At 71.1% G+C, this 24,969-nt stretch carries 19 protein-coding genes and 1 tRNA gene; 13 read left to right on the top strand and 7 right to left on the bottom strand.

All coding sequences use genetic code 11. From position 1 onward, the window contains the following. Nucleotides 1–15: 15 nt before the first annotated feature. From AC07RM_RS26175 to AC07RM_RS26165, 3 genes are all read right to left on the bottom strand, one after another. Nucleotides 16–240, bottom strand: a complete 225-nt coding sequence (locus tag AC07RM_RS26175; RefSeq protein WP_495336427.1) for a SlyX family protein — start codon at nucleotides 238–240, stop codon at nucleotides 16–18. Between the two features lie 74 nt (nucleotides 241–314). Beyond that, on the bottom strand, nucleotides 315–1,211 hold the full coding sequence (locus AC07RM_RS26170) for an SDR family NAD(P)-dependent oxidoreductase (protein ID WP_495336426.1): 897 nt from the start codon (nucleotides 1,209–1,211) through the stop codon (nucleotides 315–317). A gap of 29 nt (nucleotides 1,212–1,240) precedes the next feature. Further along, a complete protein-coding gene (locus AC07RM_RS26165) occupies nucleotides 1,241–1,984 on the bottom strand; it encodes an SDR family oxidoreductase (protein WP_296791894.1) in 744 nt (247 codons plus the stop codon). A gap of 123 nt (nucleotides 1,985–2,107) precedes the next feature. Here AC07RM_RS26165 and AC07RM_RS26160 point away from each other — a divergent pair, with 123 nt between their 5' ends. Continuing rightward, nucleotides 2,108–3,013 carry a LysR family transcriptional regulator gene (locus AC07RM_RS26160; RefSeq protein WP_495336425.1) on the top strand — a complete coding sequence of 302 codons (906 nt, stop codon included), beginning with the start codon at nucleotides 2,108–2,110 and terminating at the stop codon, nucleotides 3,011–3,013. Between the two features lie 35 nt (nucleotides 3,014–3,048). Here the strand turns inward: AC07RM_RS26160 and AC07RM_RS26155 are convergent, their stop codons facing one another. Beyond that, complete coding sequence (locus AC07RM_RS26155) at nucleotides 3,049–4,608, bottom strand: MFS transporter (protein WP_495336424.1); 1,560 nt, start codon at nucleotides 4,606–4,608, stop codon at nucleotides 3,049–3,051. A 156-nt stretch (nucleotides 4,609–4,764) separates the two neighbouring features. On the opposite strand from AC07RM_RS26155, the gene AC07RM_RS26150 reads away from it, so the two are divergent. Next, nucleotides 4,765–5,670: a LysR family transcriptional regulator gene (locus AC07RM_RS26150; protein WP_495336423.1), complete on the top strand. Its 906-nt coding sequence runs from the start codon at nucleotides 4,765–4,767 to the stop codon at nucleotides 5,668–5,670. Between the two features lies 1 nt (nucleotide 5,671). Here the strand turns inward: AC07RM_RS26150 and AC07RM_RS26145 are convergent, their stop codons facing one another. Together AC07RM_RS26145 and AC07RM_RS26140 are read right to left on the bottom strand one after the other, a co-directional pair. Next, nucleotides 5,672–7,153 carry an AAA family ATPase gene (locus tag AC07RM_RS26145; protein ID WP_495336422.1) on the bottom strand — a complete coding sequence of 494 codons (1,482 nt, stop codon included), beginning with the start codon at nucleotides 7,151–7,153 and terminating at the stop codon, nucleotides 5,672–5,674. A 111-nt stretch (nucleotides 7,154–7,264) separates the two neighbouring features. Beyond that, complete coding sequence (locus AC07RM_RS26140) at nucleotides 7,265–9,781, bottom strand: ABC transporter permease (RefSeq protein ID WP_296778798.1); 2,517 nt, start codon at nucleotides 9,779–9,781, stop codon at nucleotides 7,265–7,267. 590 nt (nucleotides 9,782–10,371) lie between these two features. Here AC07RM_RS26140 and fdnG point away from each other — a divergent pair. The 10 genes from fdnG to AC07RM_RS26090 all read left to right on the top strand — a co-directional run bounded on the left by fdnG (nucleotide 10,372) and on the right by AC07RM_RS26090 (nucleotide 22,766). After that, nucleotides 10,372–13,449, top strand: a complete 3,078-nt coding sequence (fdnG, locus tag AC07RM_RS26135) for a formate dehydrogenase-N subunit alpha (protein ID WP_495336421.1) — start codon at nucleotides 10,372–10,374, stop codon at nucleotides 13,447–13,449. A 3-nt stretch (nucleotides 13,450–13,452) separates the two neighbouring features. Further along, nucleotides 13,453–14,418, top strand: coding sequence for a formate dehydrogenase subunit beta (gene fdxH / locus AC07RM_RS26130; protein WP_296791915.1), 966 nt, complete (start codon nucleotides 13,453–13,455; stop codon nucleotides 14,416–14,418). Next, on the top strand, nucleotides 14,415–15,038 hold the full coding sequence (locus tag AC07RM_RS26125; RefSeq protein ID WP_093340870.1) for a formate dehydrogenase subunit gamma: 624 nt from the start codon (nucleotides 14,415–14,417) through the stop codon (nucleotides 15,036–15,038). The genes fdxH and AC07RM_RS26125 overlap by 4 nt, the downstream gene beginning before the upstream one ends. A gap of 49 nt (nucleotides 15,039–15,087) precedes the next feature. Further along, nucleotides 15,088–16,104, top strand: coding sequence for a formate dehydrogenase accessory protein FdhE (fdhE, locus tag AC07RM_RS26120; RefSeq protein WP_495336420.1), 1,017 nt, complete (start codon nucleotides 15,088–15,090; stop codon nucleotides 16,102–16,104). Beyond that, the gene (gene selA, locus AC07RM_RS26115; RefSeq protein ID WP_495336419.1) at nucleotides 16,104–17,552 is read left to right on the top strand and encodes an L-seryl-tRNA(Sec) selenium transferase; all 1,449 of its coding nucleotides are present in this window, start codon (nucleotides 16,104–16,106) and stop codon (nucleotides 17,550–17,552) included. Before fdhE ends, selA begins: the two co-directional genes overlap by 1 nt. A gap of 31 nt (nucleotides 17,553–17,583) precedes the next feature. Further along, the gene (locus AC07RM_RS26110; protein ID WP_495336418.1) at nucleotides 17,584–18,699 is read left to right on the top strand and encodes an acyl-CoA dehydrogenase family protein; all 1,116 of its coding nucleotides are present in this window, start codon (nucleotides 17,584–17,586) and stop codon (nucleotides 18,697–18,699) included. Between the two features lie 10 nt (nucleotides 18,700–18,709). After that, nucleotides 18,710–19,570 carry a phosphate/phosphite/phosphonate ABC transporter substrate-binding protein gene (locus AC07RM_RS26105; protein WP_495336417.1) on the top strand — a complete coding sequence of 287 codons (861 nt, stop codon included), beginning with the start codon at nucleotides 18,710–18,712 and terminating at the stop codon, nucleotides 19,568–19,570. Continuing rightward, a complete protein-coding gene (locus tag AC07RM_RS26100) occupies nucleotides 19,536–20,741 on the top strand; it encodes a ferritin-like domain-containing protein (protein ID WP_495336416.1) in 1,206 nt (401 codons plus the stop codon). Before AC07RM_RS26105 ends, AC07RM_RS26100 begins: the two co-directional genes overlap by 35 nt. 10 nt (nucleotides 20,742–20,751) lie before the next feature. Continuing rightward, complete coding sequence (gene selB / locus AC07RM_RS26095; RefSeq protein ID WP_495336415.1) at nucleotides 20,752–22,659, top strand: selenocysteine-specific translation elongation factor; 1,908 nt, start codon at nucleotides 20,752–20,754, stop codon at nucleotides 22,657–22,659. 14 nt (nucleotides 22,660–22,673) lie between these two features. Then, a tRNA-Sec gene (locus AC07RM_RS26090) sits at nucleotides 22,674–22,766 on the top strand. Between the two features lie 150 nt (nucleotides 22,767–22,916). On the opposite strand, the gene selD is transcribed toward AC07RM_RS26090, so the two are convergent. Beyond that, entirely contained in the window at nucleotides 22,917–23,996 is a 1,080-nt protein-coding gene (gene selD / locus AC07RM_RS26085) for a selenide, water dikinase SelD (protein WP_495336414.1), read from the bottom strand. Nucleotides 23,997–24,105: 109 nt separating this feature from the next. On the opposite strand from selD, the gene AC07RM_RS26080 reads away from it, so the two are divergent. Next, nucleotides 24,106–24,960: a putative selenate ABC transporter substrate-binding protein gene (locus tag AC07RM_RS26080; RefSeq protein WP_495336413.1), complete on the top strand. Its 855-nt coding sequence runs from the start codon at nucleotides 24,106–24,108 to the stop codon at nucleotides 24,958–24,960. Nucleotides 24,961–24,969 lie beyond the last annotated feature (9 nt).

The following is a 24,969-nucleotide window of genomic DNA, read 5'->3' as shown; positions in this document are numbered from 1 at the left end:
GCTGGCGATTCGGCTTCAGTAGTGCGGCGGCAGCTCGTCGCGCAGGTTGCGCGACGCGCCGCCCTGGCCCGCGGCCTGCACCTGCTCGCGCAGCTGGCCCAGCTGGGCCAGCAGGCCGTCGATCTGCTGCTGCTGGCGGTAGATCGTGAGGTTGAGCTGCTCGAGCAGGTCCTCGGCATAGCTGGCCTTGATCTCGAGCGCGTCGAGCCGCTCGGTGACGTCGTGGGGCGAATGTTCCATGGCGCTATTGGACAGGAAGACCGGCCGCGGTTTCGTGACGATTCCATGCGGCCGGCCCGGGCCTGCCGCATGGCTCAGCGCCGCACCTTCGCCTCGAGCAGGTCGGCCATGCCGATGCGGTGCGCGAACTCGATGCGCACGCGCTCCGACACCTCGAACACCTCGGCCGCGCCGTCGTTCACGAAGTCGATCACCGGCCGCATCGGCCGCTGGCCCGCGGGCAGGCCCACGATGCGCACGATCTCGTCGGCCACCGCCTGCGGATCGGCGTGCTCGGGCGTCAGCGCCGAGAGCTTGGCGCCGATCTGGTCCATCAGCCCGTCGTAGCGGCCATAGGCCGCGGCCGTGGCCGCATCGGCCGGCTTGCCCGCGCTCGGGAAGTGGTCGGTGCCGCGCGTGAACGCGCCCGGCACCACGATCGAGGTCTCGATGCCGAAGCGCGCGATCTCGTAGGCCAGGGTCACGGCGAGCGAATCCATCGCCGCCTTGGCCGCGCCGTAGGGGCCCATGAACGGCGGGAAGCCGCCCTTGGTGGTGGTGCTGCTGATCCACAGCATCAGCCCCGATTCCTGCCGCCGCAGGTAGGGCAGCACCGCGCGGTTGACGCGCTGCGCGCCGAGCACGTTGGTGTCGAACACCTTCACGATCTCCTCGGGCGTGAAGGCCTCGGTCGGGCCGACCACCAGGTGGCCGGCGTTCTGCATCACCACGTCGAGCTGGCCCTGCTCGCGCACGATCGTCGCGGCGGCGGCATCGGCCGAGTCCTGCGACAGCACGTCGAGTTCGAGCGGATGCAGCTCGAGCCCCTTGGCCGCCGCCAGCGCGCGCAGTTCGGCCGCGCGCGGCGCGTTGCGTCCCGCGATGTCGCGCATCGAGGCGTAGACGATGTGGCCCGCCTCGGCGAGCGACCGGGCGCTGAGCTTGCCGATGCCGGTGCCGGCGCCCGTGACGAGGATGATCTGCTTGTTCATGAGGGTTCTCCGTCGATGGATGGAAGGAATCAGGCGAGGCCGCCGTTGGCTCGCAGGATCTGGCCGTTGACCCAGCCCGCGTCGGGACCGGCGAGGAACGAGACCACCGAGGCGATGTCCTCGGGCTGGCCCAGGCGTTGCAGCGGCGGCATCTTGGCGAAGGCCTGGATCTGTTCCTCGGTCTTGCCGTCGAGGAACAGCGAGGTGGCGATCGGGCCCGGCGCGACCGCATTCACCGTCACGTTGCGGCCGCGCAGCTCCTTCGCGAACACGTGCGTGAAGGCTTCGACCGAGGCCTTGGTGGCGTTGTAGATCGCATAGCCGGGCATGTTCAGCGCCAGCGTGGTGCTCGAGAAGTTGACGATGCGGCCGCCCTCGGCGAGGCGCTTGGCGGCTTCGCGCAGCGTGTTGAAGGTGCCGCGCACGTTGATGTCGAAGACCTGGTCGTAGAGCGCGTCGTCGTGCTCGGCCAGCGGCACGGTCTTGAGGATGCCGGCGTTGTTGACCAGCACGTCGACGCGGCCGAGCTGCTGCTCGACGGTGTCGAACATGCGGCGCACGTCGTCGGCGCTGGCGACGTCGGCGCGCACGGCGATGGCGCGGCCGCCCGCGGCCTGCAGCTGGGCGACCAGCGCCTCGGCCAGCGCCGGGCTCGAGGCGTAGTTGACGGCGACGGCGAAACCGTCGGCCGACAGGCGCTGCGCGATGGCGGCGCCGATGCCGCGCGATGCGCCGGTGACGATCGCGACCTTGGGGTTGGAAGAGGGGTTCATGGCGTGTTTCCTTGCGGTGGGTGGTTGGTGAGACGAATCTTCGATCGTTCCGTCCAAAAGATAATCACCGCCAAACAGCCATTACCATTCCATTTACTTCAACAATAGACCGGCGACACCGCCATGGACCGCTTCCAGGAAATGCAGGCCTTCGTGCGCATCGCCGAGCGCCAGAGCTTCACCCAGGCCTCGGAAGACCTCCAGATTCCGCGCGCCACCGTCACCAACCTGATCAAGCGCGTCGAGCAGCGCATCGGCACCCGGCTGCTCGAGCGCACCACGCGAACCGTGCGGCTCACGCAGGACGGCGAGGCCTACTACCGCCGCTGCGTGCGGCTGCTGGCCGACATGGAGGAAGCCGAGGGGCTGTTCCGCGACACGGCGCCCAAGGGGCTGCTGCGCGTCAACCTGCAGGGCACGCTGGCGCGGCATTTCGTGGTGCCGGCGCTGCCGGACTTCCTGGCGCGCCATCCCGAGCTGACGCTGCACATCGGCGAGGACGACCGGCTGATCGACCTGGTGCGCGAGGGCGTCGACTGCGTGCTGCGCGCGGGCACGCTGCAGGACTCCTCGATGGTCGGGCGCCGCATCGCGCTGCTGCCGCAGGTCACGGTGGCGAGCCCCGATTACCTGGCGCGGCACGGCGAGCCGGCCGATCCCGCGGCGCTGGCCGCGCCCGGCTCGACGCACCGCGCGGTCGACTACCTCTCGAGCGCCACCGGCAAGCCGGTGCCGCTCGAATTCACCGTCGACGGCCGCGTGAGCACGCTGCAGCTGCCGGCCACCGTGTCGGTCACCGGCACCGACCTCTACACCGGCTCGGCCGTCGCGGGCCTGGGGCTGGTGCAGGTGCCGCGCTACCGCGTGGCCGCGGAGCTGGCCGACGGGCGGCTCCAGGTGGTGCTCGACGGCTTCGCGCCGCCGCCGATGCCGGTGTCGGTGCTGTATTCGCAGCACCGGCAGCTGTCGGCGCGCGTGCGCGTGTTCACGCAGTGGCTGCGCGAGGTGTTCGAGGCGGCCGCGCTGTGACGCCCGCGCGACGGCTTCACCAAGGTGGCGGCTAGCTAGGACGCCGGGCAGTTCAGCGCCGCCTCGGCCCCCTGCGCTTGCTCCTCGCCGCGCAGGAACGCGAACACCACCACCGCCGTCAGCACCGTCACGGCCGCGAGCCCCAGCAGCAGCGTGGCGAAGGCATCGCCATACACCTGCAGCACCGCGGCGCGGTCCAGGCCCGGCAGCAGCACGAGCGCCTGCTGCAGGCCGCCGGTCGTGACCTGCTGCGCGGCCTGCGAGGCGGCCGACGATTCCGACACGCCCGGCAGGTGCGCCAGCCGCGCCGCCACCAGCGCCGTCAGTGCCGCCCCCACCAGCGCGAGCGCGATGCCCTCGCCCGCCACGCGCACGGTGTTGAAGATGCCCGAGGCCATGCCCGCGCGCTCGCGCGGCACCACGCCGACCGCGAGGCCGTCCATCAGGCCCCAGGGCAGGCCGATGCCGCCGCCGATCAGCAGCAGGGGCAGCAGCAGTTCGCGCGGTGCCGCACCCGGCGCGCAGCGGCCCAGCGCATAGAGGCCCACGGCGCAGACCAGCAGCCCCACGGCCGAGATGGCACCGGCCGAGAAGCGGTGCGCGAGCCACGCGGCCAGGGTCGGCACGACGAGGATCGGCCCCGACAGCGCGAGCATCAGCCGGCCGGTCTCGGCCACGTCGCGCCCCTCGAGCCCGACGAAGCGGATCGGCAGCAGCACCAGCAGCACGACGAAGGCATAGGCCGGCGCGCTCGCGAGCAGTTGCACGCCGACGAAGCGCGGATAGCGGAACAGCGTCAGGTCGAGCATCGGATGCGCGACGCGGCGCTCGATCGCGACGAAGACGAGGCCCAGCAGCACGGCGCCGGCCAGCGCGCCCATCACCCAGGGGCTGCCCCAGCCGCTGTCGGGCGCCTGCAGCACGCCCAGCGTCAGCAGGCTCAGCGCGCCGGTGAAGCTCAGGGTGCCGGGCACGTCGAGGCCCATGGCCTGCGGGTTGCGCGACTCGCGCATGCACGCCGCGCCGATGAGCAGCGCCGCCAGGCTCACGAGCGCCGGGCTCCACATCACGGCCTGCCAGCCGAAGCGCTCGCCGAGCCAGCCCGCGAGCAGCGCGCCCGAGGCGAGGCCGGCGCCGAACGAGGTGCCGATCAGGCTGAAGGCGCGCGTGCGCGCCGCGCCGTCGAAGACCTGCGCCAGCGCGGCGGTGCCGGCGGCGAAGGCCGCGGCCGCACCGAGCCCCTGCGCGGCGCGCGCGAGGTCGAACCACACGATGCCCGGCGCGCACACCGCGAACAGGCTGCCGAGCAGGATCAGCAGCAGCCCGAGCACGAACACGCGCTTGCGCCCGTAGGCATCGGCCAGCGCGCCGGCCGCCATCAGCGTGCCGCCGAAGCTCAGCATGAAGGCATTGGTGACCCAGTTGAGCTGCACCGGGCTGCCGCCCAGCGCGGCATGGATGGCGGGCAGCGCCACGGCCGGGCCGGTGAAGCTCAGCGGCATGCCGATCGCGGCCAGGCAGACGGCGGCGAGCAGCCAGTACGGATGCGGCGCCGGGGAAGACGAAGACGCCGACGAAGACAAGGAAGAAGACATGGACACCCTTCACGCAGGACCGAAGACAGGGCCGGGCGGCGCCGGCCCGGAGGCCCGGCCGACGCCCTCCTCGGCGTGAAGAGAAGATAAAAATGATTGAATGCAAAGAGAATGGGCGCATTGCTCCACTCACTCCCAACCTGAGGTTGCCAATCGATGGACAGTTTCAGCGGCCTCGAATCCTTCGTGCGGGCGGCCGACCTTCTGAGCTTCGCCAAGGCGGGGCGCCTGCTCGGCATCTCCGCCTCGGCGGTCGGCAAGAACGTGGCGCGGCTCGAGCAGCAGCTGGGCCTGCGGCTGTTCAACCGCACCACGCGCCAGGTGCGGCTCACGCAGGAAGGCGCGATGTTCCACGAGCGCTGCCGCCGCATCCTCGACGAGCTCGACGATGCGCGCGCGATGATGCAGGACGCCGTCGCCCAGCCGCGCGGCCGGCTGCGCGTGAGCCTGCCGACCATCGGCTACCGCTTCCTGCTGCCGATGCTGCCGGACTTCCAGGCCCGCTATCCGCAGATCGAGCTCGACCTCGACTTCAACGACCGGCTGGTCGACGTGATCGCCGAGGGCGTGGACGTGGCGATCCGCAGCGGCGAGCTGGTCGATTCGGGGCTGGTGGCGCGCGGGCTCGGGCCGTTCCGCTTCCTGCTGGTGGCCGCGCCGGCCTACCTCGCGCGCCATGGGGTGCCGCAGCAGCCGGCCGAGCTCGCCGGCCATGCCTGCCTGCGCTACAAGTTCGTGACCGGCACGCGCATCGAGGACTGGACCCTGCCGGGCCTGCCCGAGCGGCTGCCCTGCACGATGCTGTGCAACAACATGGAGGCCATGCTCGGCGCCGCCATCGCCGGGCTCGGCATCGGCTTCATGCCCGACTTCCTCGCGCGCGATGCGCTGGCGCGCGGCGAGCTGCAGCGCGTGCTCGCGCCCCACGTCACGCACCGCGGCCAGTTCTCGGCGCTGTGGCCGTCGAGCCGGCAGCTGTCGCCGAAGGTGCGGGCCTTCGTGGACTTCGCGGTCGAGCGGATGTTTCCGCCGCCGACCGACGAAGGCGACAGGCGGGACTGACTCAGGCGGGCACGGCGGCGACCGCCGGTTCGGCTGGCACGGTCGCTGCGGCCGACTCGGCCACTGCGACCGGCGGCTCCTGCGCCAGATCGAACAGCGCACCGATCCGCGCGTTGCCGGTGATCGCCGCCAGCTCGCGGCTGCTCAGCGTGGTGCCCGCGCCGCCCTCGAGCTGCGCGATCCGCACCGAGGCCTTCTCGCCGGCCGGCACCATGAAGGGCGAGTGCGTGGTGTAGACGATCTGCTGCGCGAAGTCCTGCTCGAAGTGCGCGAGCAGGTCGGCCTGCGAGCGCGGATGCAGGTGCAGGCCGGGCTCGTCGAGCAGCAGCACGATGGCGCCGTCACCCTGCTCGCCGGCCTCGCCGCGCAGGCCCGCGAAGAAGGCCACGTGGAACGCGAAGAACCATTGGAAGCCGCGGCTGCGCTCGTCGAGCCCGACCTCGACCTCGTAGGCGCCGCCCGGATCGGACACCAGCGTGTCGAACTCGTCGCCGTCGAGGTTGAAGCGCACCTTGAGCGGCCGGTCCTTCCACAGCCGGCGGATCTCGGCGGTCATCGCCGCACCCGCGCGGTTCACGAGCTGGTTGCGCGTGGCCTGGTCGCCGCGCTCGTGCAGCGCATGCAGCTCGCGCGGATCGAGGCCGGCGGCGCGGCACAGGGTGCCGAAGCTGCGCTGCGCGCTCGAGAGATGGTCGCGCGCCTCGCTCGATAGGTAGTCGGCGATGTTCTGGCGGCCCTGCAGCGCGGGGTACTCGTCGACGAACACGAAGCGCGGCAACCGTTCGAGGATCCACGCCTTGGCGCGTGCGAGCGCGGGCCCGTCGCTGACGATCGACAGCGACAGCTCCTCGAGCTCCGTCACCATCTGCGCGGGCTTGTCGGCCAGCTCGGCACCGGCCGTGGCCAGCGCCTGGCGCAGCGCTGCCAGGGCGAGCTGCGCGCCCTCGGACCACTTGAGCAGGTCGGGGTTGAGGATCATCGCGCCATCGAAGGCGTCGGCCGCCTGCTCGAGCGGCGCGCGCAGTTCGTCGGCCAGCTTCTCTGCCGCGGCCTTCACGGCCGGCACGATCTTGCGGATCTTGCCCTTGGCATCGCCGACGTCGATCGACAGGTCGCCCAGGCCCTCGAGCCCGGCCCAGCGCGCCGGGCCATAGCCGCGGCCCGCCGTCACGTGGCTCACGCCCGAGGCGCGCGGCAGCATGCGCACCAGCTCGGCCTGCTCCTGCGGCTCGAGGCGCCAGCGCGTGTGGACCACGGGCGTGTCGGCCGTGCACTCGCTCAGGCGGCGGTGGCGCGGAAAGTTCTTGATCGGGCTCAGCGCGCTCACCGGCCCTTCGGCCGGGTTCAGGCTGTGCAGCGCGCGCAGCAGGTTGGATTTGCCGGTGTCGTTGCGGCCGAGGATCGTGGTGATCCGGGAGAGTTCGATGGGACCGCTGTCGTTGATCGAGCGAAAGTGGGTGATCTGGAAGGACGCCAGGCGCATGCGGGAAAGTCGATTCACAAAAAAGCAGGGCCGGGGAATGTAGTGCACTCCCGGCCCCTTTCCGATCAGCGCGCGAAAAAAATCGGCGCGATGGCTTGCTTGCGACTCAGCTCATTCGGCCGCGCGCCGCAGCGTCTCGACCACGGGCCGGCGCAGCACCTCGCGCAGCCCCCACCAGCCCGCGCCCAGCGCGAGCACCGCACCGGCGAGCGCACCGGCCACCGGCACGAGCGGCGAGGCGGTCCAGGTGAATTCGAACACGAAGCGCGCCAGGCCCCAGCCGATCACCGAGGCCACGATGCTCGCGAGGAAGCCCGCGAGCAGCCCCACGCCCGCGAGCTCGGCGCGCTGCACCTGGCGCAGCAGGCTGGCGCGCGCGCCCACCGCGCGCATCACGGCGAATTCGCGCGCGCGCTCCTCGCGCGTGGCGGTGACGGCCGCGAACAGCACCACCAGCCCGGCCGCGAGCGTGAAGCCGAACAGGAACTCGACCGCGCGGATCACCTGGTCGAGCACCGTCTGCACCTGGTTGATGGTGGCGCTCATGTCGACGTTGGTCACGTTCGGGAAGGCGCGCACCAGCGCGTTGTCGAAGCCCTTGGTCTCGGGCGCGCGGAAGGCACCCATGTAGGTGGTCGGCACGTCGGGCAGCGAGGGCACCGTGTACATCACGAAGAAGTTGGCGTGCAGCGAGCCCCAGTCGACCTTGCGCAGCGAGGTGATGCGCGCGTCGTTCTGCATGCCGCCGATGTCGAAGCGCAGGCGGTCGCCGAGCTTCAGGCCCAGCGTCTCGGCCAGGCCTTCCTCCACGCTCGCCTCGCCCTGCGCGCCGGGCGTCCAGCGGCCGGCCACGATGCTGTTGTGCGCGGGCGCCTCGGCGCTGTTGCTGAGGTTGAACTCGCGGTCCACCAGCCGCTTGGCGCGGTCCTCGCTGTAGTCGTCGGGCGTCACGGGCTTGTCGTTGATCGCGATCAGGCGGCCGCGGATCATCGGGTACCAGTCGAACTTGTCGACGCCGCCGCCGCGCAGCGCCTTCTGGAAGGCCTCGCTCTGGTCGGGCATCACGTTGATGACGAAGCGGTTGGGCGCATCGGGCGGCGTGGCCTTGCGCCAGCTCGCCACCAGGTCGGTGCGCAAGAGCACCAGCAGCACCAGCGCCAGCAGGCCGACCGCGAGCGCGCTGACCTGCACCACCGCATAGGCCGGCCGCGCCGAGATCTGCCGCGTGGCCAGCACCAGCCAGCGCGGCGCGGTGGTCTCGTTGACGCTGCGCCGCAGCAGCTTGACCGCGAGCCAGCTCAGCAGCGCGAACACCGCCACCGCGCCCGCGAAGCCGCCGACCGCGATCAGGCCCAGCTTGATGTCGCTGCTGGCCGCCATCAGCAGCGCCGCGAAGCCCGCCACGCCGATGCCCAGCACCGCCAGCGAGGCCGGCTTGAGCCCGCCCACGTCGCGCCGGATCACGCGCAGCGGCGGCACGCGCGCGAGCTGCAGCACCGGCGGCAGCCCGAAGGCGAACAGCAGCGTGAGGCCCATGCCGAGACCGAAGGCCGCGGGCCACAGCGTGGCCGAGGGCAGCGCGGTCTCGACCAGGCCCGCGAGCAGCAGCACGAACACGTAGTGCACGCCGAAGCCGATCGCCACGCCGAGCGCACTGGCCACCAGCCCGACCACCGCGAACTCGAAGGCATAGGCCCAGGCGATGGTGCGCTGGCTCTGGCCCAGCACGCGCAGCATCGCGCAGTCGTCGAGGTGATTGGCCGCGAAGCCGCGCGCGGCCAGCGCCACCGCCACCGCCGACAGCAGCGCCGCCAGCAGCGCCACCAGACTCAGGAATTTCTCGGCGCGGTCCAGCGTCTGGCGCATCTCGGGCCGGCCGCTCTCGAAGGAGTCGAGCCGCACGCCGCGCAGCTCGCCCTTCTTGATCTGCGCCTCGGACCAGTCGACGAAGCGCTTCACCGCCGCATCGGGCCCCGCCACCGCGAGCCGGTAGCCCACGCGGCTGGCCGGCTGCACGAGGCCGGTGCGCGGCACGTCGGCCTGGTTGAGCATCACGCGCGGCGAGAAGCTCATGAAGCCCGCGCCGCGATCGGGCTCGAGCGTGATGACGCGACCCACGCGCAGGCCGGTGTCGCCCAAGAGCAGCGTGTCGCCGACCTTCAGCGCCAGCGAGTCGAGCAGCGAGGCATCGACCCAGACCTCGCCCGGTGCCGGCACGTCGCGCGTGACCGCGCCCGGCGCGCCGAGGGCGGTGGCGGTCTGCACGTTGCCGCGCAGCGGATAGCCCTCGGCCACCGCCTTCAGCGCCACCAGCTTGCTCGCGCCGCCCTGCGCATCGTCGGCCCGCGCCATGGTCGGAAATCCGTAGGTGCCCGCGGACTGCAGCCCCAGCGAGCGGGCCTGCGCCACGAAGGCCTCGGGCGTCGGGTTGTCGCTGACGATCACCGCGTCGCCGCCCAGCAGCTGGCGCGCGTCGCGCTTCAGGCCGCCCTGCAACCGGTCGGCGAAGAAGCCGACGGCCGTGAGCGCGGCCACGGCCAGCAGCACGGCGACGATCAACAGGCGCAGCTCGCCGGCGCGCAGGTCGCGCCAGAGCGTGCGCCAACCCAGGCGGAGGGAAGCGTTCATGGCCGCGACGATAGCCGAGCGACCCGGCGGGCCGCGCATCCGAGGGTTATTGCGGCCCTCTCCTACCCGCCGCGGCCTTGATCGCGGACAGTTGCTGAAGCATGATGCAACAAACATCCAGCCTCCACGGACCGGCAATGGCGCCAGGTCCGGGCCGGCCGGAACAAGAAGAATCCATCGCCGGACCCCCTTCCCCCAAGGAGTCTCGATGACACGATGTCAGCGTCTGCCCACTCTCGCCCTGTGCCTCGCGCTGGGCGTGCTGCTCGCCGCCTGCGATCCCAAGCCCAGTGCGAGTGCCGCACCCGGCGCCGCAGCCTCCGGTGCCAGCCCCACGGGCGTCACGCCCGCCGCATCGGGCGATGCGGTCGATGCCTCCTCCGCCCACAAGGGCCCGTCCGAAGGCGGCGCGGCCATCGGCGGCATGAGCGGCCAGGGCGGCGGCTCATCGGGGGGCGGTACTCCACCTCCGACGGGTGGTGACGGCGCCGCACCCAAATAAGAAAAGAAGATCCGCTTTCGCTTCCCACCCCACAGAAGAAGACCACGATGAAACGACAACCCACTTCAGCGTCGCCGGAGGTTCCGTCATGGACATGAACCGCCGGCAATTCTTCCGCGTGAGCAGCGCGGGGCTGGTCGGCTCCAGCATCGTGGCGCTCGGCTTCTCGCCGACCGCCGCGCTGGCCGAGGCCCGCAACTTCAAGCTCGCGCGCACCACCGAGACCCGCAACACCTGCCCCTACTGCTCGGTGGGCTGCGGGCTCATCATGTACAGCCTGGGCGACAAGGCGAAGAACGTGGTGTCCGACATCCTCCACATCGAGGGCGATGCCGACCACCCCGTGAACCGCGGCACGCTGTGCCCCAAGGGCGCGGGCCTGCTGGACTTCGTGCACAGCCCGATGCGGCTGAAGTACCCCGAGGTGCGCGAGCCCGGCAGCACCGAGTGGAAGCGCATCGGCTGGAACGAGGCGCTCGACCGCATCGCCAAGCTGCTGAAGGCCGACCGCGACGCCAACTTCCAGACCACCAACGCCGAAGGCAAGACCGTCAACCGATGGACCAGCTCGGGCATGCTCTGTGCCTCGGCCTCGTCCAACGAAACCGGCTACATCACGCACAAGGCATTCCGCTCGACCGGAATGCTGGTGTTCGACAACCAGGCACGCGTCTGACACGGACCGACGGTGGCCAGTCTGGCCCCGACGTTCGGCAGAGGCGCGATGACCAACCATTGGCAGGACATCCAGAACGCGGACGTCGTGCTGATCATGGGCGGCAATGCCGCGGAGGCGCATCCCTGCGGCTTCAAGTGGGTCATCGAAGCCAAGAAACAGAACAAGGCCCGCCTGGTGGTGGTCGACCCGCGCTTCACGCGCTCGGCCGCGATGGCCGACTACTACGCGCCGGTGCGCGCGGGGTCCGACATCGCCTTCCTCGCCGGGGTCATCAACTACCTGCTGAGCAACGACAAGATCCAGACCGAGTACGTCCGCAACTACACCAACGCGCCCTTCATCGTCGGGCCCGACTACAAGTTCGAGGACGGCCTGTTCAGCGGCTACAACGCCGAGAAGCGCAACTACGACCCCAAGTCGTGGGGCTACGCGCTCGACGAGGCCGGCATGGCCAAGGTCGACATGAGCATGCAGGACCCGAACTGCGTGCTGCAGGTGATGAAGCGGCACTACTCGCGCTACACGCCCGAGCTGGTGAGCCGCATCACGGGCACGCCGCAGGACAAGTTCCTCAAGGTCTGCGAGTACATCGCGAGCACCAGCGTGCCCACGCGCACCATGACCATCATGTACGCGCTGGGCTGGACGCAGCACAGCCAGGGCTCGCAGATGATCCGCACCGGCGCCATCGTGCAGCTGCTGCTGGGCAACATCGGCGTGCCGGGCGGCGGCATGAACGCGCTGCGCGGCCACAGCAACATCCAGGGCCTGACCGACCTGGGGCTGCTGTCGAACTCGCTGCCGGGCTACATGTCGCTCGCGCGTGACAGCGAGCAGAACCTGCCCGACTACTACAAGACCCGCGCGCTCAAGGCGCTGCGGCCCAACCAGATGAGCTTCTGGCAGAACTACCCCAAGTTCTTCGTCAGCATGCAGAAATCGTGGTGGGGCGACGCGGCCACGGCCGACAACGAGTGGGCCTTCCACTACCTGCCGAAGATCGACAAGCTCTACGACGTGCTGCAGGCCTTCGAGCTCATGAACCAGGGCAAGCTCAACGGCTACATCTGCCAGGGCTTCAACCCGGTGGGCTCGTTCCCCGACAAGAAGAAGATCGTCGACGGGCTCTCCAAGCTCAAGTTCCTGGTCACCATCGATCCGCTGCAGACCGAGACCAGCGAGTTCTGGCGCAACTTCGGCGAGTTCCACGACGTCAAGACCGCCGACATCCAGACCACGGTGTTCCGCCTGCCCTCCACCTGCTTCGCGGAAGAGGACGGCTCGCTCACCAATTCCAGCCGCTGGCTGCAGTGGCACTGGAAGGGCGCGGAGCCGCCGGGCGAGGCCAAGGGCGACATCGAGATCGTGGCCGGCATCTTCAACCGCATGCGCCAGGCCTACATCAAGGACGGCGGCGCCTTCCCCGATCCGATCGTCAAGCTGACCTGGCCCTACAAGATTCCACACTCGCCGTCCGCGCAGGAACTGGCGATGGAATACAACGGCCGCGCGCTGACCGACCTGCTCGATCCGAAGGACCCGACCAAGCCGCCAACGGCCAAGGCCGGCGAGCAGCTCGCGGGCTTCGGCCTGCTGCGCGACGACGGCAGCACCGCCAGCGGCTGCTGGATCTACGCGGGCGCCTGGACCCAGGCCGGCAACCAGATGGCGCGGCGCGACAATGCCGATCCCTTCGGCATCGGCATGGTGCAGAACTGGGCCTGGGCCTGGCCCGCCAACCGGCGCATCCTCTACAACGGCGCCTCCACCGACCCGGCCACCGGCAAGCCCTGGATCGCCAAGCGGCCGCTGGTCGCGTGGAACGGCAAGCAGTGGGCCGGCGCCGACGTGCCCGACATCCGCCCCGACGCCAACCCGATGGAGGCCGACGCGGTGCGGCCCTTCATCATGACGGCCGAGGGCGTGGCGCGGCTGTTCGCGCCCACCGGCATGGCCGAGGGTCCGCTGCCCGAGCACTACGAGCCCTTCGAGTCGCCGCTGGTCAACAACCTGATGCACCCGAACAACGAGAAGGCACGCGCCAACCCGGCCGCGCGCATCTTCAAGGGCGACCTCGAGCGGCTCGGCGTGCCGAAGGACTTCCCGTACGTGGCCACCAGCTACCGGCTCACCGAGCACTTCCACTACTGGACCAAGAACGTGCGCACCTCGGCCATCATCCAGCCGCAGCAGTTCGTCGAGATCGGCGAGGAGCTCGCGAAGGAGAAGGGCATCGGCCATGGCGACATGGTCAAGGTGTCGAGCAAGCGCGGCTTCATCAAGGCCGTGGCCGTCGTCACCAAGCGCATCGTCGGGCTGCAGGTCGACGGCCGCACGGTCCACACCGTGGGGCTGCCGAACCACTGGGGCTTCGTCGGCATCGCGAAGCCCGGGTATCTGGTGAACACGCTGACCCCGTTCGTGGGCGATGCGAACACGCAGACCCCGGAATACAAGTCCTTCACCGTGAACATCGAGAAGGCCTGACCGATGTCCTCTCTTCAAACCCTAGACATCCTCGCCCGCTCGGCCACCACCACGCCCTCGCCCGAGGTCCGCAACCGCCCGCAGGTGCAGCAGGTCGCGAAGCTGATCGACGTGTCGACCTGCATCGGCTGCAAGGCCTGCCAGGTCGCGTGCATGCAGTGGAACGACCTGCGCGACGAGGTCGGCACCACGCACGGCACCTACGACAACCCGGTCGACCTCACGCCCTCCTCATGGACGGTGATGAAGTTCTCCGAGGTCGAGCCCGAGGCCGGCAAGCTCGAGTGGCTGATCCGCAAGGACGGCTGCATGCACTGCGACGACCCCGGCTGCCTGAAGTCGTGCCCCTCGCCGGGCGCGATCGTCAAGTACGCCAACGGCATCGTCGACTTCATCAGCGAGCATTGCGTGGGCTGCGGCAACTGCGTCACCGGCTGCCCCTTCGACGTGCCGCGCATCAGCAAGGCCGACAACAAGGCCTACAAGTGCTCGCTGTGCTCCGACCGCGTGGGCGTGGGCCTCGAACCGGCCTGCGTGAAGGCCTGCCCCACGGGCGCGCTGCACTTCGGCACCAAGGAGGACATGCACGAGTACGCCTCGGAACGCATCGTCGACCTCAAGGAACGCGGCTTCTCGAACGCCGGCGTCTACGACCCGGCCGGCGTCGGCGGCACGCACGTCATGTACGTGCTGCAGCATGCCGACCGGCCCGGCCTCTATGCCGGCCTGCCGAAGGATCCGCAGATCAGCCCGCTGGTCTCGCTGTGGAAGGGCGTGGCCAAGCCGCTCGCCATGGTGGCGATGATCGGCGCGGTGGTCGGCAGCTTCTTCCACTACATGAAGACCGGCCCGATCGAGCCCAAGGAAGACCATCCGGACGCCGACCTCGACGGCAAGCCCGACGAGGTGGTGGTGATCGAGGAACCGCCGGCATCGGCCCGAGGAGAGACCCGAGGAGAGACGCGATGACCCGCTACTACCTTCGCCGCTACCGCGATGCCACGCGCATGAACCACTGGTTCGTCGCGATCATGTTCTTCGCGGCCGCGCTCTCGGGGCTGGCCTTCTTCCATCCGGCGCTGTTCTTCCTCACCAACCTGTTCGGCGGCGGGCCGTGGACGCGCATCCTGCATCCCTTCCTCGGTGTGCTGATGGTGCTGGGCTTCGCGTTCCTGTTCTTCACCATGTGGCGCGAGAACATGCTCGACCGCGGCGACCGCGAATGGATCGCCAACGCGCCGAAGATGCTCAAGGGCGACAAGTCGAGCATGCCGCCGGTGGGCAAGTACAACGCGGGCCAGAAGCTGGTGTTCTGGGCCTTCGGCATCAGCCTGCTCCTGCTGCTGGTCACGGGCTTCATGTTCTGGAGCCCGTGGTTCGTCCACTTCTTCCCGATCCTCGTGCGGCGCATCGCGGTGGTGGTGCATGCGGCCTCGGCCGTGGTGCTGATCCTCTCGGTGATCACGCACATCTATGCCGCCATCTGGGTCAAGGGCACCCTGCGCGCGATGACGCGCGGCACCGTCACCGAAGGCTGGGCCAAGCTCAATCATCCGCTGTGGCATCGCAAGATGACGCGCGGCGAATGAGCATCCACCCTGCATTGCGATCCGGGCGATTCGCTGTAGAGTCGTCCGGATGAGCAGCAGCCCACCGATCCGCACCACGCGCGTCCTCGAGCCCGAGCAGATCGCCATGCAGGCGGGGCGGCAGATGCCCTTCCTGCGGCTGCCGGTGCGCGCCGCGGCCTTCTCCGACCGGCAGCTGCGGCTGCGCCAGCTCGCGGCCTCGCACCCGATGCGCGAGTACCTGATCTTCATCGCCGACCTCGCGCAGGCCCAGCACCAGGTGCTGCAGGACCACGCGCCGGTCGCGCTGCCCGAGGCCGAGGCGCTCGAGGCCGCGTCGCGCGCGCTCAAGCCGCCGCTGCCGGCCTTCGGCTGGCCGCGCGATCCGGTCTGGCGCGCCGAGCTGCGCCGCCTGCTCGGCCTGTTCCGCGCGCGGCTGTCCGACGGCCCGGCACGCGACACGCTCGACCGCGTGGTCGCGGCGGACGACGACTGGCTCGAGCAGCAGGCCGACAGGCTGTCGCGCCGCATCATGTTCGGCCTCGACCTCGCGGCCGCGCCGCTGATCGCGGCCGGCCTGCAGGTCTACTGGACGCAGCTCGTGCTGCAGGTGGCGCAACGGCATGGCGAGAACATCTTCGGCCGCACCGACCCCGGCAACCTCTGCCCCTGCTGCGGCAGCGCGCCCACCGCGAGCATCACGCGCATCGGCGCCGACGAGGCGGGCTTCCGCTACCTGCACTGCGCGCTGTGCGGCACCGAGTGGCACTACGTGCGCATCAAGTGCACGCATTGCGAGAGCACCAAGGGCATCCACTTCGAATCGCTGACGCCCGAGCCCGGTGTCGCGCTGCCTGCCACCGGCGCGCGCGAGGGCGCGGTCAAGGCCGAGTGCTGCGACACCTGCGGCCACTACCTCAAGCAGATCGCGATGGAGAAAGACCCCGAGGTCGAACCGGTGGCCGACGACCTCGCGAGCGTCACGCTCGACCTGCTGGTGTCGGAGAACGGCCACCAGCGCAGCGGCCACAACCTGATGCTGCTGTTCGGCGACCCCGAAATCCCCGACGACGGCGGAGGCGGCTGATGGCAGCGCCCGAAGAGTCCGTGGTCCACGGCTCGACGGCAAGGCCCCAGGATCTGCCTTCTGTCGATCGACTGCTGCGCGCTCCCGCCGCGCAGGCCCTCGTGGCCGAGCATGGCCACACGCTGGTGGCCGGCGAGGCCCGCGCACTGCTCGATGCCTTGCGCGCGCGTGCCCTGGCCGGCCAGTTGCCCGCCGCCGAGGTGCAGGCCGGCGCGCTCGACGCCACGCTCGCGCAGCGCATCGCGCAACGCCTCGCGCCGCGCATGCGCAGCGTGCTCAACCTCACCGGCACCGTCATCCACACCAACCTCGGCCGCGCGCTGCTGGCCGATGCCGCGCTGCAGCGGCTGCTCGAGGTCATGACCTCGCCCAACAACCTCGAGTACGACCTCGCCACCGGCAGCCGTGGCGACCGCGACTCGCTGGTCGAAGACCTGCTGCGCACCATCACCGGCGCCGAGGCCGCGACCGTGGTCAACAACAACGCGGCCGCGGTGCTCTTGACCATCGCGGCGCTGGCGCGCGAGCGCGAGGTGATCGTCTCGCGCGGCGAGCTGGTCGAGATCGGCGGCGCCTTCCGCATGCCCGACGTGATGGCCAGCGCGGGCGCGCAGATGGTCGAGGTCGGCACCACCAACCGCACCCATCCGCAGGACTACGAGCGCGCCATCAACGCGCGCACCGCGCTCGTGATGAAGGTCCATACCAGCAACTACGCGGTGCAGGGCTTCACCGCCGCGGTCGACGAGGCCACGCTGGCCGGCATCGCCCATGCGCGCGGCGTGCCGCTGGCCACCGACCTCGGCAGCGGCTCGCTGGTCGACCTCGCGCACTACGGCCTGCCGCGCGAGCCGCTGCCGCAGGAGATGCTCGCGGCCGGCTGCGACGTGGTCACCTTCTCGGGCGACAAGCTGCTCGGTGGCCCGCAGGCCGGCCTCATCGTCGGCAGCAAGGAGGCCGTGGGCCGCATCCGCAAGTTCCCGATGAAGCGCGCGCTGCGCATGAGCAAGCTGCCGCTGGCCGCGCTCGAGGCCACGCTGTCGCTCTACCTGCGGCCCGAGCGCCTCGCGAAGGACCTGCCGACGCTGCGCCTGCTCACGCGCCCGGCCGATGCGATCCGCGAGCTGGCGCAGGCGCTGCTGCCCGCCGTGCGCGAGGCCGTGGCGCCGCGCTTCACGGTCGAGGTGGTGCCGCTGCTCGGGCAGATCGGCTCGGGCTCGCTGCCCATCGAGCGCCTGCCCTCGGCCGGCCTCGCGCTGGCGCCGGCCGGCACCGCGAAGAAAGGCCTCGGCACCGCGCTCGATGCGCTCGCCACCGCACTGCGCGGCCTGCCCTTGCCGGTCATCGGCCGCATCGCCGAGGACCGGCTGCTGCTCGACCTGCGCTGCCTGGAAGACAGCGCCCCCTTCTCGGCCCAGCTCGCCCTGTTGCGCGAGCGGCTCCAGTGATGTCCCTCAACCCCGACCTCAGGAGAATGCGATGAACCCGCTCGACGCGCTCGCCGATATCGACAAGGAAGTCCTCCAGCCGCTGGCCCCCCGCACCGATGCCGAGGCGCGGTTCCCGCGCGAGGCGATCGAGGCGCTCGGCAAGGCCGGCCTGCTCGGCCTGGTCTCGGCCACCGCGGTGGGCGGCCAGGGCCTGGGCCTCAAGGAGGCCGCGCAGGTGGTCGCGCAGCTCGCGCAGACCTGCCCCTCCACCGCGATGGTGGTCTGCATGCACTACTGCGCCACCGCGGTGCTCGAGCAGCAGGGCCCCGAGGCCGTGCGCAAGGCGGTCGCCGAAGGCCGCCACCTGAGCACGCTGGCCTTCTCCGAGGCCGACTCGCGCAGCCACTTCTGGGCTCCCACCGGCACCGCGCGCGCCGACGGCGACGGCGTGGTGCTCGATGCGCGCAAGAGCTGGGTCACCTCGGCCTTCGAGGCCGACAGCTATGTGTGGTCGAGCAAGCCGCTGGCCGCCGAAGGCGCGAGCACGCTGTGGCTGGTCGGCGCCAAGGCCGAGGGGTTGAGCCAGCCCGGACGCTTCGACGGCCTGGGCCTGCGCGGCAACGCCTCCACGCCGATCGCGGCGAAGGGCGTGCGCGTCGCCGCGAGCGATCGCCTCGGCGAGGACGGCAAGGGCTTCGACACCATGATGGGCGTGGTGCTGCCCTGGTTCTCGGTGCTCAGCGCCGCCTGCTCGGTGGGCCTGATGAACGGCGCCCTGGCGCGCGCCATCGGCCACGTGAGCCAGACGAAGCACGTGCACCTCGACAGCTCGCTGGCCGACCTGCCCACCATCCGCGCCTACCTCGCGCGCGCCCGCATCCAGGCCGACATGGCGCAGGCCCTGCTCGACGACACCATCGCCGCCATCGGCGCGGGCCGTGCCGACACCATGCTGCGCGTGCTCGAGGTCAAGGCCGCCGCGGCCGAGTCCGCGCTGACGGTCACCGACACCGCGATGCGCGTGTGCGGCGGCGCGGCCTTCCGCAAGGAGGCGGGCATCGAGCGGCTGTTCCGCGACGCGCGCGCCTCGAGCGTGATGGCGCCGACCTCCGACGTGCTCTACGACTTCATCGGCAAGGCCATCACCGGCCTGCCGCTGTTCTGAGGAGGCGCCCGTGTCCGAACCGACGCTGATCATGGGCGCCGTGGCCTACGCGCCCAAGGTCGTCACCATCTGGGAAGGCTTCAAGGCCTTCTTCGCGCAGCACGGCCTGGCCTTCGACTACCTGCTGTATTCGAACTACGAGCGCCAGGTCGAGGCGCAGTTCGACGGCAGCATCCACCTGGCCTGGAACTCGCCGCTGGCCTGGGTGCGCGCCGATCGCATCGCACGTTCGCGCGGCCAGCAGGTGCGCGCCGTGGCCATGCGCGACACCGACTGCGACCTGCGCTCGGCCATCGTGGTGCGCGCCGACAGCCCGGTGCAGTCGCTCGACCAGCTGCGCGGCAAGACCATCGGCTTCGGCGCGGCCGATTCGCCGCAGGCCACGCTGATCCCGCTCGACCACCTGCGCGGCGCGGGCCTGGTGCAGTCGCGCGACTTCCATCCCCGCCTGTTCGACGTGCTCGGCGGCAAGCATGGCGACCACATCGGCGGCGAGCGCGACGCGGCCGTGGCGCTGCGCGCTGGCGAGATCGACGCCTGCTGCCTGATCGACGGCAACCTGCTGGCCTTCGGCCTCGACGGCACCCTGCCCGCGGGCAGCACGCGCGTGCTGGCGCGCACCGGCGCCTACGACCACTGCAACTTCACCACCAGTCCCGACGCGCCGGCCGCGCTCATCGAGCGCTTCGTGTCGCTGCTGATGGCGATGCGCTGGGACGACCCGCAGGTGCGCCCGCTGCTCGAGCTCGAGGGCCTGCGCGAATGGCGCGCCGGCCGCACCAGCGGCTATGCGCTGCTCGAGCGCGCGGTCGACGACGAGCGTTTCTACGACGGCGATGGCCGCATCACCGCCACCGGCTATCGATATTGAGTCGCTGGGCCTCGACCAGGGCGCCCTGCTGCTCATACGCCGCGCGCTGGCCGAGCGGCCCGTGGGCGGCGAGTTGCGCGTGCGCGGCACGGCGCCGGCCTGGGAGTTGCACCTGGAGGCCTGGTGCCGCGGCCAGGGCCATCCGCTGCGCTTCGAGCAGGACGACGAGGGCATGACGCTCGCCCGCATCACGCGCGGCCCGCATGCCGAGGGCCGCTGGCGCGGCGCGCAGCCCACCGGCCATGCGATTGGCGGCACCGAGGCCGATGCCTTGCCGGGCTGGGGACTGGCCGCGCGCGGCGCGACGGTCGAGGCCGGCAGTCCCGACTTCTTCTTCTCGCTGCACCGGCGCCACGAGCTCTGGGCCGCCACCGCGGGCGAGCTCTACGCGCAGGCCGCGGCGGCCCAGTGGGACCCGGCCACCGCCATCGACTGGGCGGCGCCGTTCGAACTGCCGCCGGCCATCGAGGCCGCGGTGGTGCAGGTGATGACCTACCTGATCGAGAACGAGAACGCCGCGCTGCTGGTGCCCGCGCGCCACCTGGGCCAGATCCATCCGCACTTCCGCGAGGTGCTGCAGCTGCTGGCGCTGCAGTGCGCCGACGAGGCGCGGCACATCGAGGTCTTCACGCGGCGTGCCACGCTGCGCGGCCACGAGCCCGCGCTGTCGACGGCCGGCGGCCAGGCCTCGCTGCGCACGCTGTTCGAGGCGCCCGACTTCTCGATCGCCACCTTCCTGCTGGCCGTGCTCGGCGAGGGCAGCTTCGTCAACCTGCTCAACTTCCTGCAGGCGCATGCGCCCGACCCGGTGACGCGGCAGATCGCGCGGCTCGCCGCGCGCGACGAGGCGCGCCACGTGGCCTTCGGCATGGCGCACCTCGAGTACCGGCTGTCGGTACAGCCCGAGTTCCAGGCCCGGCTGCGCAACGCGATCGAGCTGCGCTACGACGCGCTGGCCGCCACCGCGGGCCTCAACGAGGAAGTGTTCGACGCGCTGGTGCTGCTGGCCGCGGGGGCGCTGTCGCCGGTGGCCGTCGCGCGCGGCCACGCGGCCGTGCAGCAGCTGCAGCGCGACATGGCGGCGGGCCGGCGCGCGCGCCTCGCGCGGCTGGGCTTCGCGCGCGCCGAGGCCGAGCGGCTGTCCGAACTGCACACGCGCAATTTCATGTGATGCTCGCGCCATGATCATCGGAACCGCAGGCCACATCGACCACGGCAAGACCTCGCTGGTGCGCGCGCTGACCGGCGTCGACACCGACCGGCTGCCCGAGGAGAAGCGCCGCGGCATTTCGATCGAGCTCGGCTATGCCTACCTGCACGCGCCCGAGGGCGTGTCGCTGGGCTTCGTCGACGTGCCGGGCCACGAGCGCCTGCTGCACACCATGCTGGCCGGCGCCACCGGCATCGAGCATGCGCTGCTGGTGGTGGCGGCCGACGACGGCGTGATGCCACAGACGCGCGAGCACCTCGCGGTGGTGGCGCTGCTCGGCGTGCGCGGCGCCACGGTGGCGATCACCAAGATCGACCGCATCGACCCCGCGCAGCGCGCGGCGCGGCTGGCCGAGGTGGGCGCCGAGGTCGAGGCGCTGCTGGCGCCGACGCCGCTGGCGGGCGCGCCGGTGTTCGCGGTCTCGGCCGTCACGGGCGAGGGCATCGAGGCGCTGCGCGCCCGGCTCGTGGCCGTGGCGCGCGACGAGCGCGCGCGCGAGCCCGGCCTGGCCTTCCGCCTCGCGGTCGACCGCGCCTTCACGCTCGCGGGCGTCGGCACGGTGGTGACCGGCACCGCCTTCAGCGGCGAGGTGCGCGTGGGCGACGAGCTGCGCATCGCGCCCGGCGACCGCGTGGTGCGGGTGCGCGGCATCCATGCGCAGAACCGGCAGGCCGAGCTGGCGCAGGCGGGCCAGCGCTGCGCGCTCGCGCTCGCGGGCGTGGCCAGGGACGAGGTGCATCGCGGCGAGTGGATCTGCGCACCCTCGATCGCGCTGGCCACCGACCGCATCGACATCGAACTGAGCCTGTGGCCCGGCGAGGCCAAGGCGTTGCGCTCGGGCACCACGGTGCATGCGCACCTGGGCGCGAGCGACACCATGGCCTCGCTCGCGCTGCTCGACCGCGAACTGCTGCAGCCCGGCGAGACCGCGCTCGCGCAGCTGGTGCTGCGCGAGAAGATCGCCGCCTGGCACGGCGACCGCGGCGTGCTGCGCGATGCCTCGGCCACGCGCACCATGGCCGGCGCGCGCGTGCTCGATCCCTTCGCGCCGGTGCGCTACCGGCGCACGCCCGAGCGTCTGGACACGCTCGCGGCCTGGCGCCTCGCAGCGCGCGACGAGCGCATCGCGGCCCTGCTGCGCCATGCGCCGCTGGGCCTCGACACCGCGCAGGTGGCGCGCGCCCTCTCGCTGGCCGACGAGGCCGCGCTGCCGCTGCCCGGCGATGCGCAGCGCGTCGCCGGCACCGCCATCGCGCGCGAGCAGCTCGACGCGCTCGAGGCCCGGATCGTGGCGCGGCTCGACGACTTCCACCGCGACGCGCCCGACGAGGTCGGCCCCGACGCGCGCCGCCTCAAGCGCCTGGCCGGCCCGCGCACCGGCGATGCGCTGTGGCGGCATGCGGTCGAATCGCTGGTGGCGCGCGGCGCGCTGGTGCGCAGCGGCACCTGGCTGCACCGCCCCGACCATGCGGCGCGGCTCGGCGAGGCCGAGCAGAAGCTCGCGCAGAAGCTGTTGCCGAAGCTGGCCGATGGCGGCTTCGATCCGCCCTGGGTGCGCGACCTCGCCAAGGACTGCGGCGCGAGCGAGGCCGTGGTGCGCCAGACGCTCGCGAGCCTCGCGCGGCGCGGCGAGGCCTTCCAGGTGGTCAAGGACTTGTACTATCCGCAGGCGACGGTCGAACGCCTGGCGGCGATCGCGCGCGATTGCCTGCAGGGGCCCGAGGGCCTGCAGGCCGCGAGTTTCCGGGACGCGACCGGACTGGGCCGCAAGCGCGCGATCCAGCTGCTGGAGTTCTTCGACCGGGTCGGGTTCACGCGGCGCGTGAAGGACACGCACCTGCTGCGGCCCGACACGGTGCTGTTCGAGGCACGGCCGTGAAGAGCCGTGCACATGGGAGGGGATCGTCCCTGGTGGGGCGGCCGGGCTTCAAACCCGGTGGGTGGCGCCAGTCGTCGCCGGGAAGGTTCGACTCCTTCCCCCTTCCGCCTTTTGGCGGGCATTCGCCTGCTGCGCAGCCCGATCTCGGCGCTGCGATGCTCGACGTACCCATGTACGTCTGCGCTTCTCGCACCGACCTCGGGCTGCTCGCTACGGCGACTGCCCACCAAAAGCTTGGGCGATGGGCAACTGTATGGTCAGGGGACGACGCGCAGCGAGGGGCCGTTCGCTTCCACGCGGCCGATGACGGCGGCGCGGTCGAAGCCCTCGTCGCCGAACACCTTCAGCACGGCATCGACGGCCGCCGGCGCGCAGCTCACGAGCAGGCCGCCCGAGGTCTGCGGATCGCTGAGCAGCGCCTGCGCGGTCGGCGGCAGGCCCGCGGCGAGTTCGACCTCGGCGCCGTAGCCGGCCCAGTTGCGGCCCGAAGCGCCGGTGACGAAACCCTCGGCGACCATGGCCTCGACGCGGTCGAGCAGCGGCACGCGCGACCATTCGACGACAGCCGAGAGCTTCGCGCCGCGCGCGAGCTCGAGCGCATGGCCCGCGAGGCCGAAGCCCGTGACGTCGGTCAGCGCATGCACGCCCTCGAGCGCCGACAGCGCGATGCCGGGGGTGTTGAGCTTCGTCGTGTTCTCGATCAGCTGGCGGTAGCCGGTCTCGGACAGCTGCTCCTTCTTGAGCGCGGCCGAGAGCACGCCGACGCCCAGCGGCTTGCCCAGCACCAGCACGTCGCCCGCCTTCGCATCGGCATTGCGTCGCACGCGGTCGGGATGCACGAGGCCCATGGCGACGAGCCCGTAGATCGGCTCGACCGAATCGATGGTGTGGCCGCCCGCGATCGGGATGCCGGCGGCGCGGCAGACGTCCTGGCCGCCGCGCACGATCTCGGCAATGACCTCCACCGGCAACTGGTTGATCGGCATCGCGAGGATGGCCAGCGCCATGATCGGCCGCCCGCCCATGGCGTAGACGTCGCTGATGGCGTTGGTCGCAGCGATGCGGCCGAACTCGTAGGGGTCGTCCACGATCGGCATGAAGAAGTCGGTGGTGGCGATCAGCGCCTGCTCGTCGTTGAGCTTGTAGACGGCCGCGTCGTCGGCGGTCTCGATGCCCACCATGAGCTCGGGCGGGATCAGGCCGCCGCCATGGTTCTTGAGAATCTGCGAGAGCACGCCGGGCGCGATCTTGCAGCCGCAGCCGCCGCCATGAGAGAAACTCGTGAGCCGCAGCGGCGCGAGCGGATTCAGCAATGAAGTCGAGGCAGGATCGGTCATGTCGAAGTCCGTCGAGGATGGAGCAGGCGCCATTATCGAAGCGCCCGCGCCGCCCCGCTCCATGCCCGCCGCACACCCCTTTTCCCCCACCCGAACCGAAGGTCTTCCCATGAAAAAGCCCCTGCGTCTCGCGCTCGCGCTCACGCTCTCCCTCGCCGCCGTCGGCGCCTTCGCGCAGGGCGTGCTGCGCGTCTCGGCCATTCCCGACGAGGCGCCGACCGAGCTGCAGCGCAAGTTCACGCCGCTGGGCGACTACCTCAAGAAGGAAACCGGCATGGAGGTGCAGTTCACGCCCGTGACCGACTATGCCGCCGTGGTCGAGGGCCTGGCGACGAACAAGATCGACCTCGCCTGGCTCGGCGGCTTCACCTTCGTGCAGGCGCGCATCCGCACCAACGGCGGCGCGGTGCCGATCGTGCAGCGCGCCGAGGACGAGGTCTTCACCAGCAAGTTCATCGTGCCGCTGGACAGCAGCGCGAAGACGCTCGCGGACCTCAAGGGCAAGACCTTCGCGTTCGGCGCGCCCTCCTCCACCTCGGGCAGCCTGATGCCGCGCTACTTCCTGCTGCAGGCCGGCATCAACCCCGAGAAGGACTTCAAGACGGTCGCGTTCTCGGGCGCGCACGATGCCACGGTGGCCTTCGTGGCCGCCTCGCGCGCCGAGGCCGGCGTCCTCAACGCCTCGGTGTGGGACAAGCTGGTGGAAGCCAAGAACCCCAATGCGCTCAAGGTGCGCGTGCTCGCGACCACGCCGACCTACTACGACTACAACTGGACCGTGCGCCCGGGCCTCGACGCGGCGCTCACGAAGAAGCTCACCGACGCCTTCCTCAAGCTCGATCCGGCCAACCCGGCGCACAAGGAGATCATGGCGCTGCAGCGCGCGAGCAAGTTCATCCCGACCCAGTCGTCGAACTACGACGGCATCGAGACGGCGGGCAAGTCGGCCGGCCTGATCAAGTAAGCACCAGGG

The sequence above is a fragment of the Variovorax sp. GW821-FHT09B05 genome (assembly GCF_059418265.1).
This window is presented reverse-complemented; position numbering and strand designations above follow the sequence as displayed.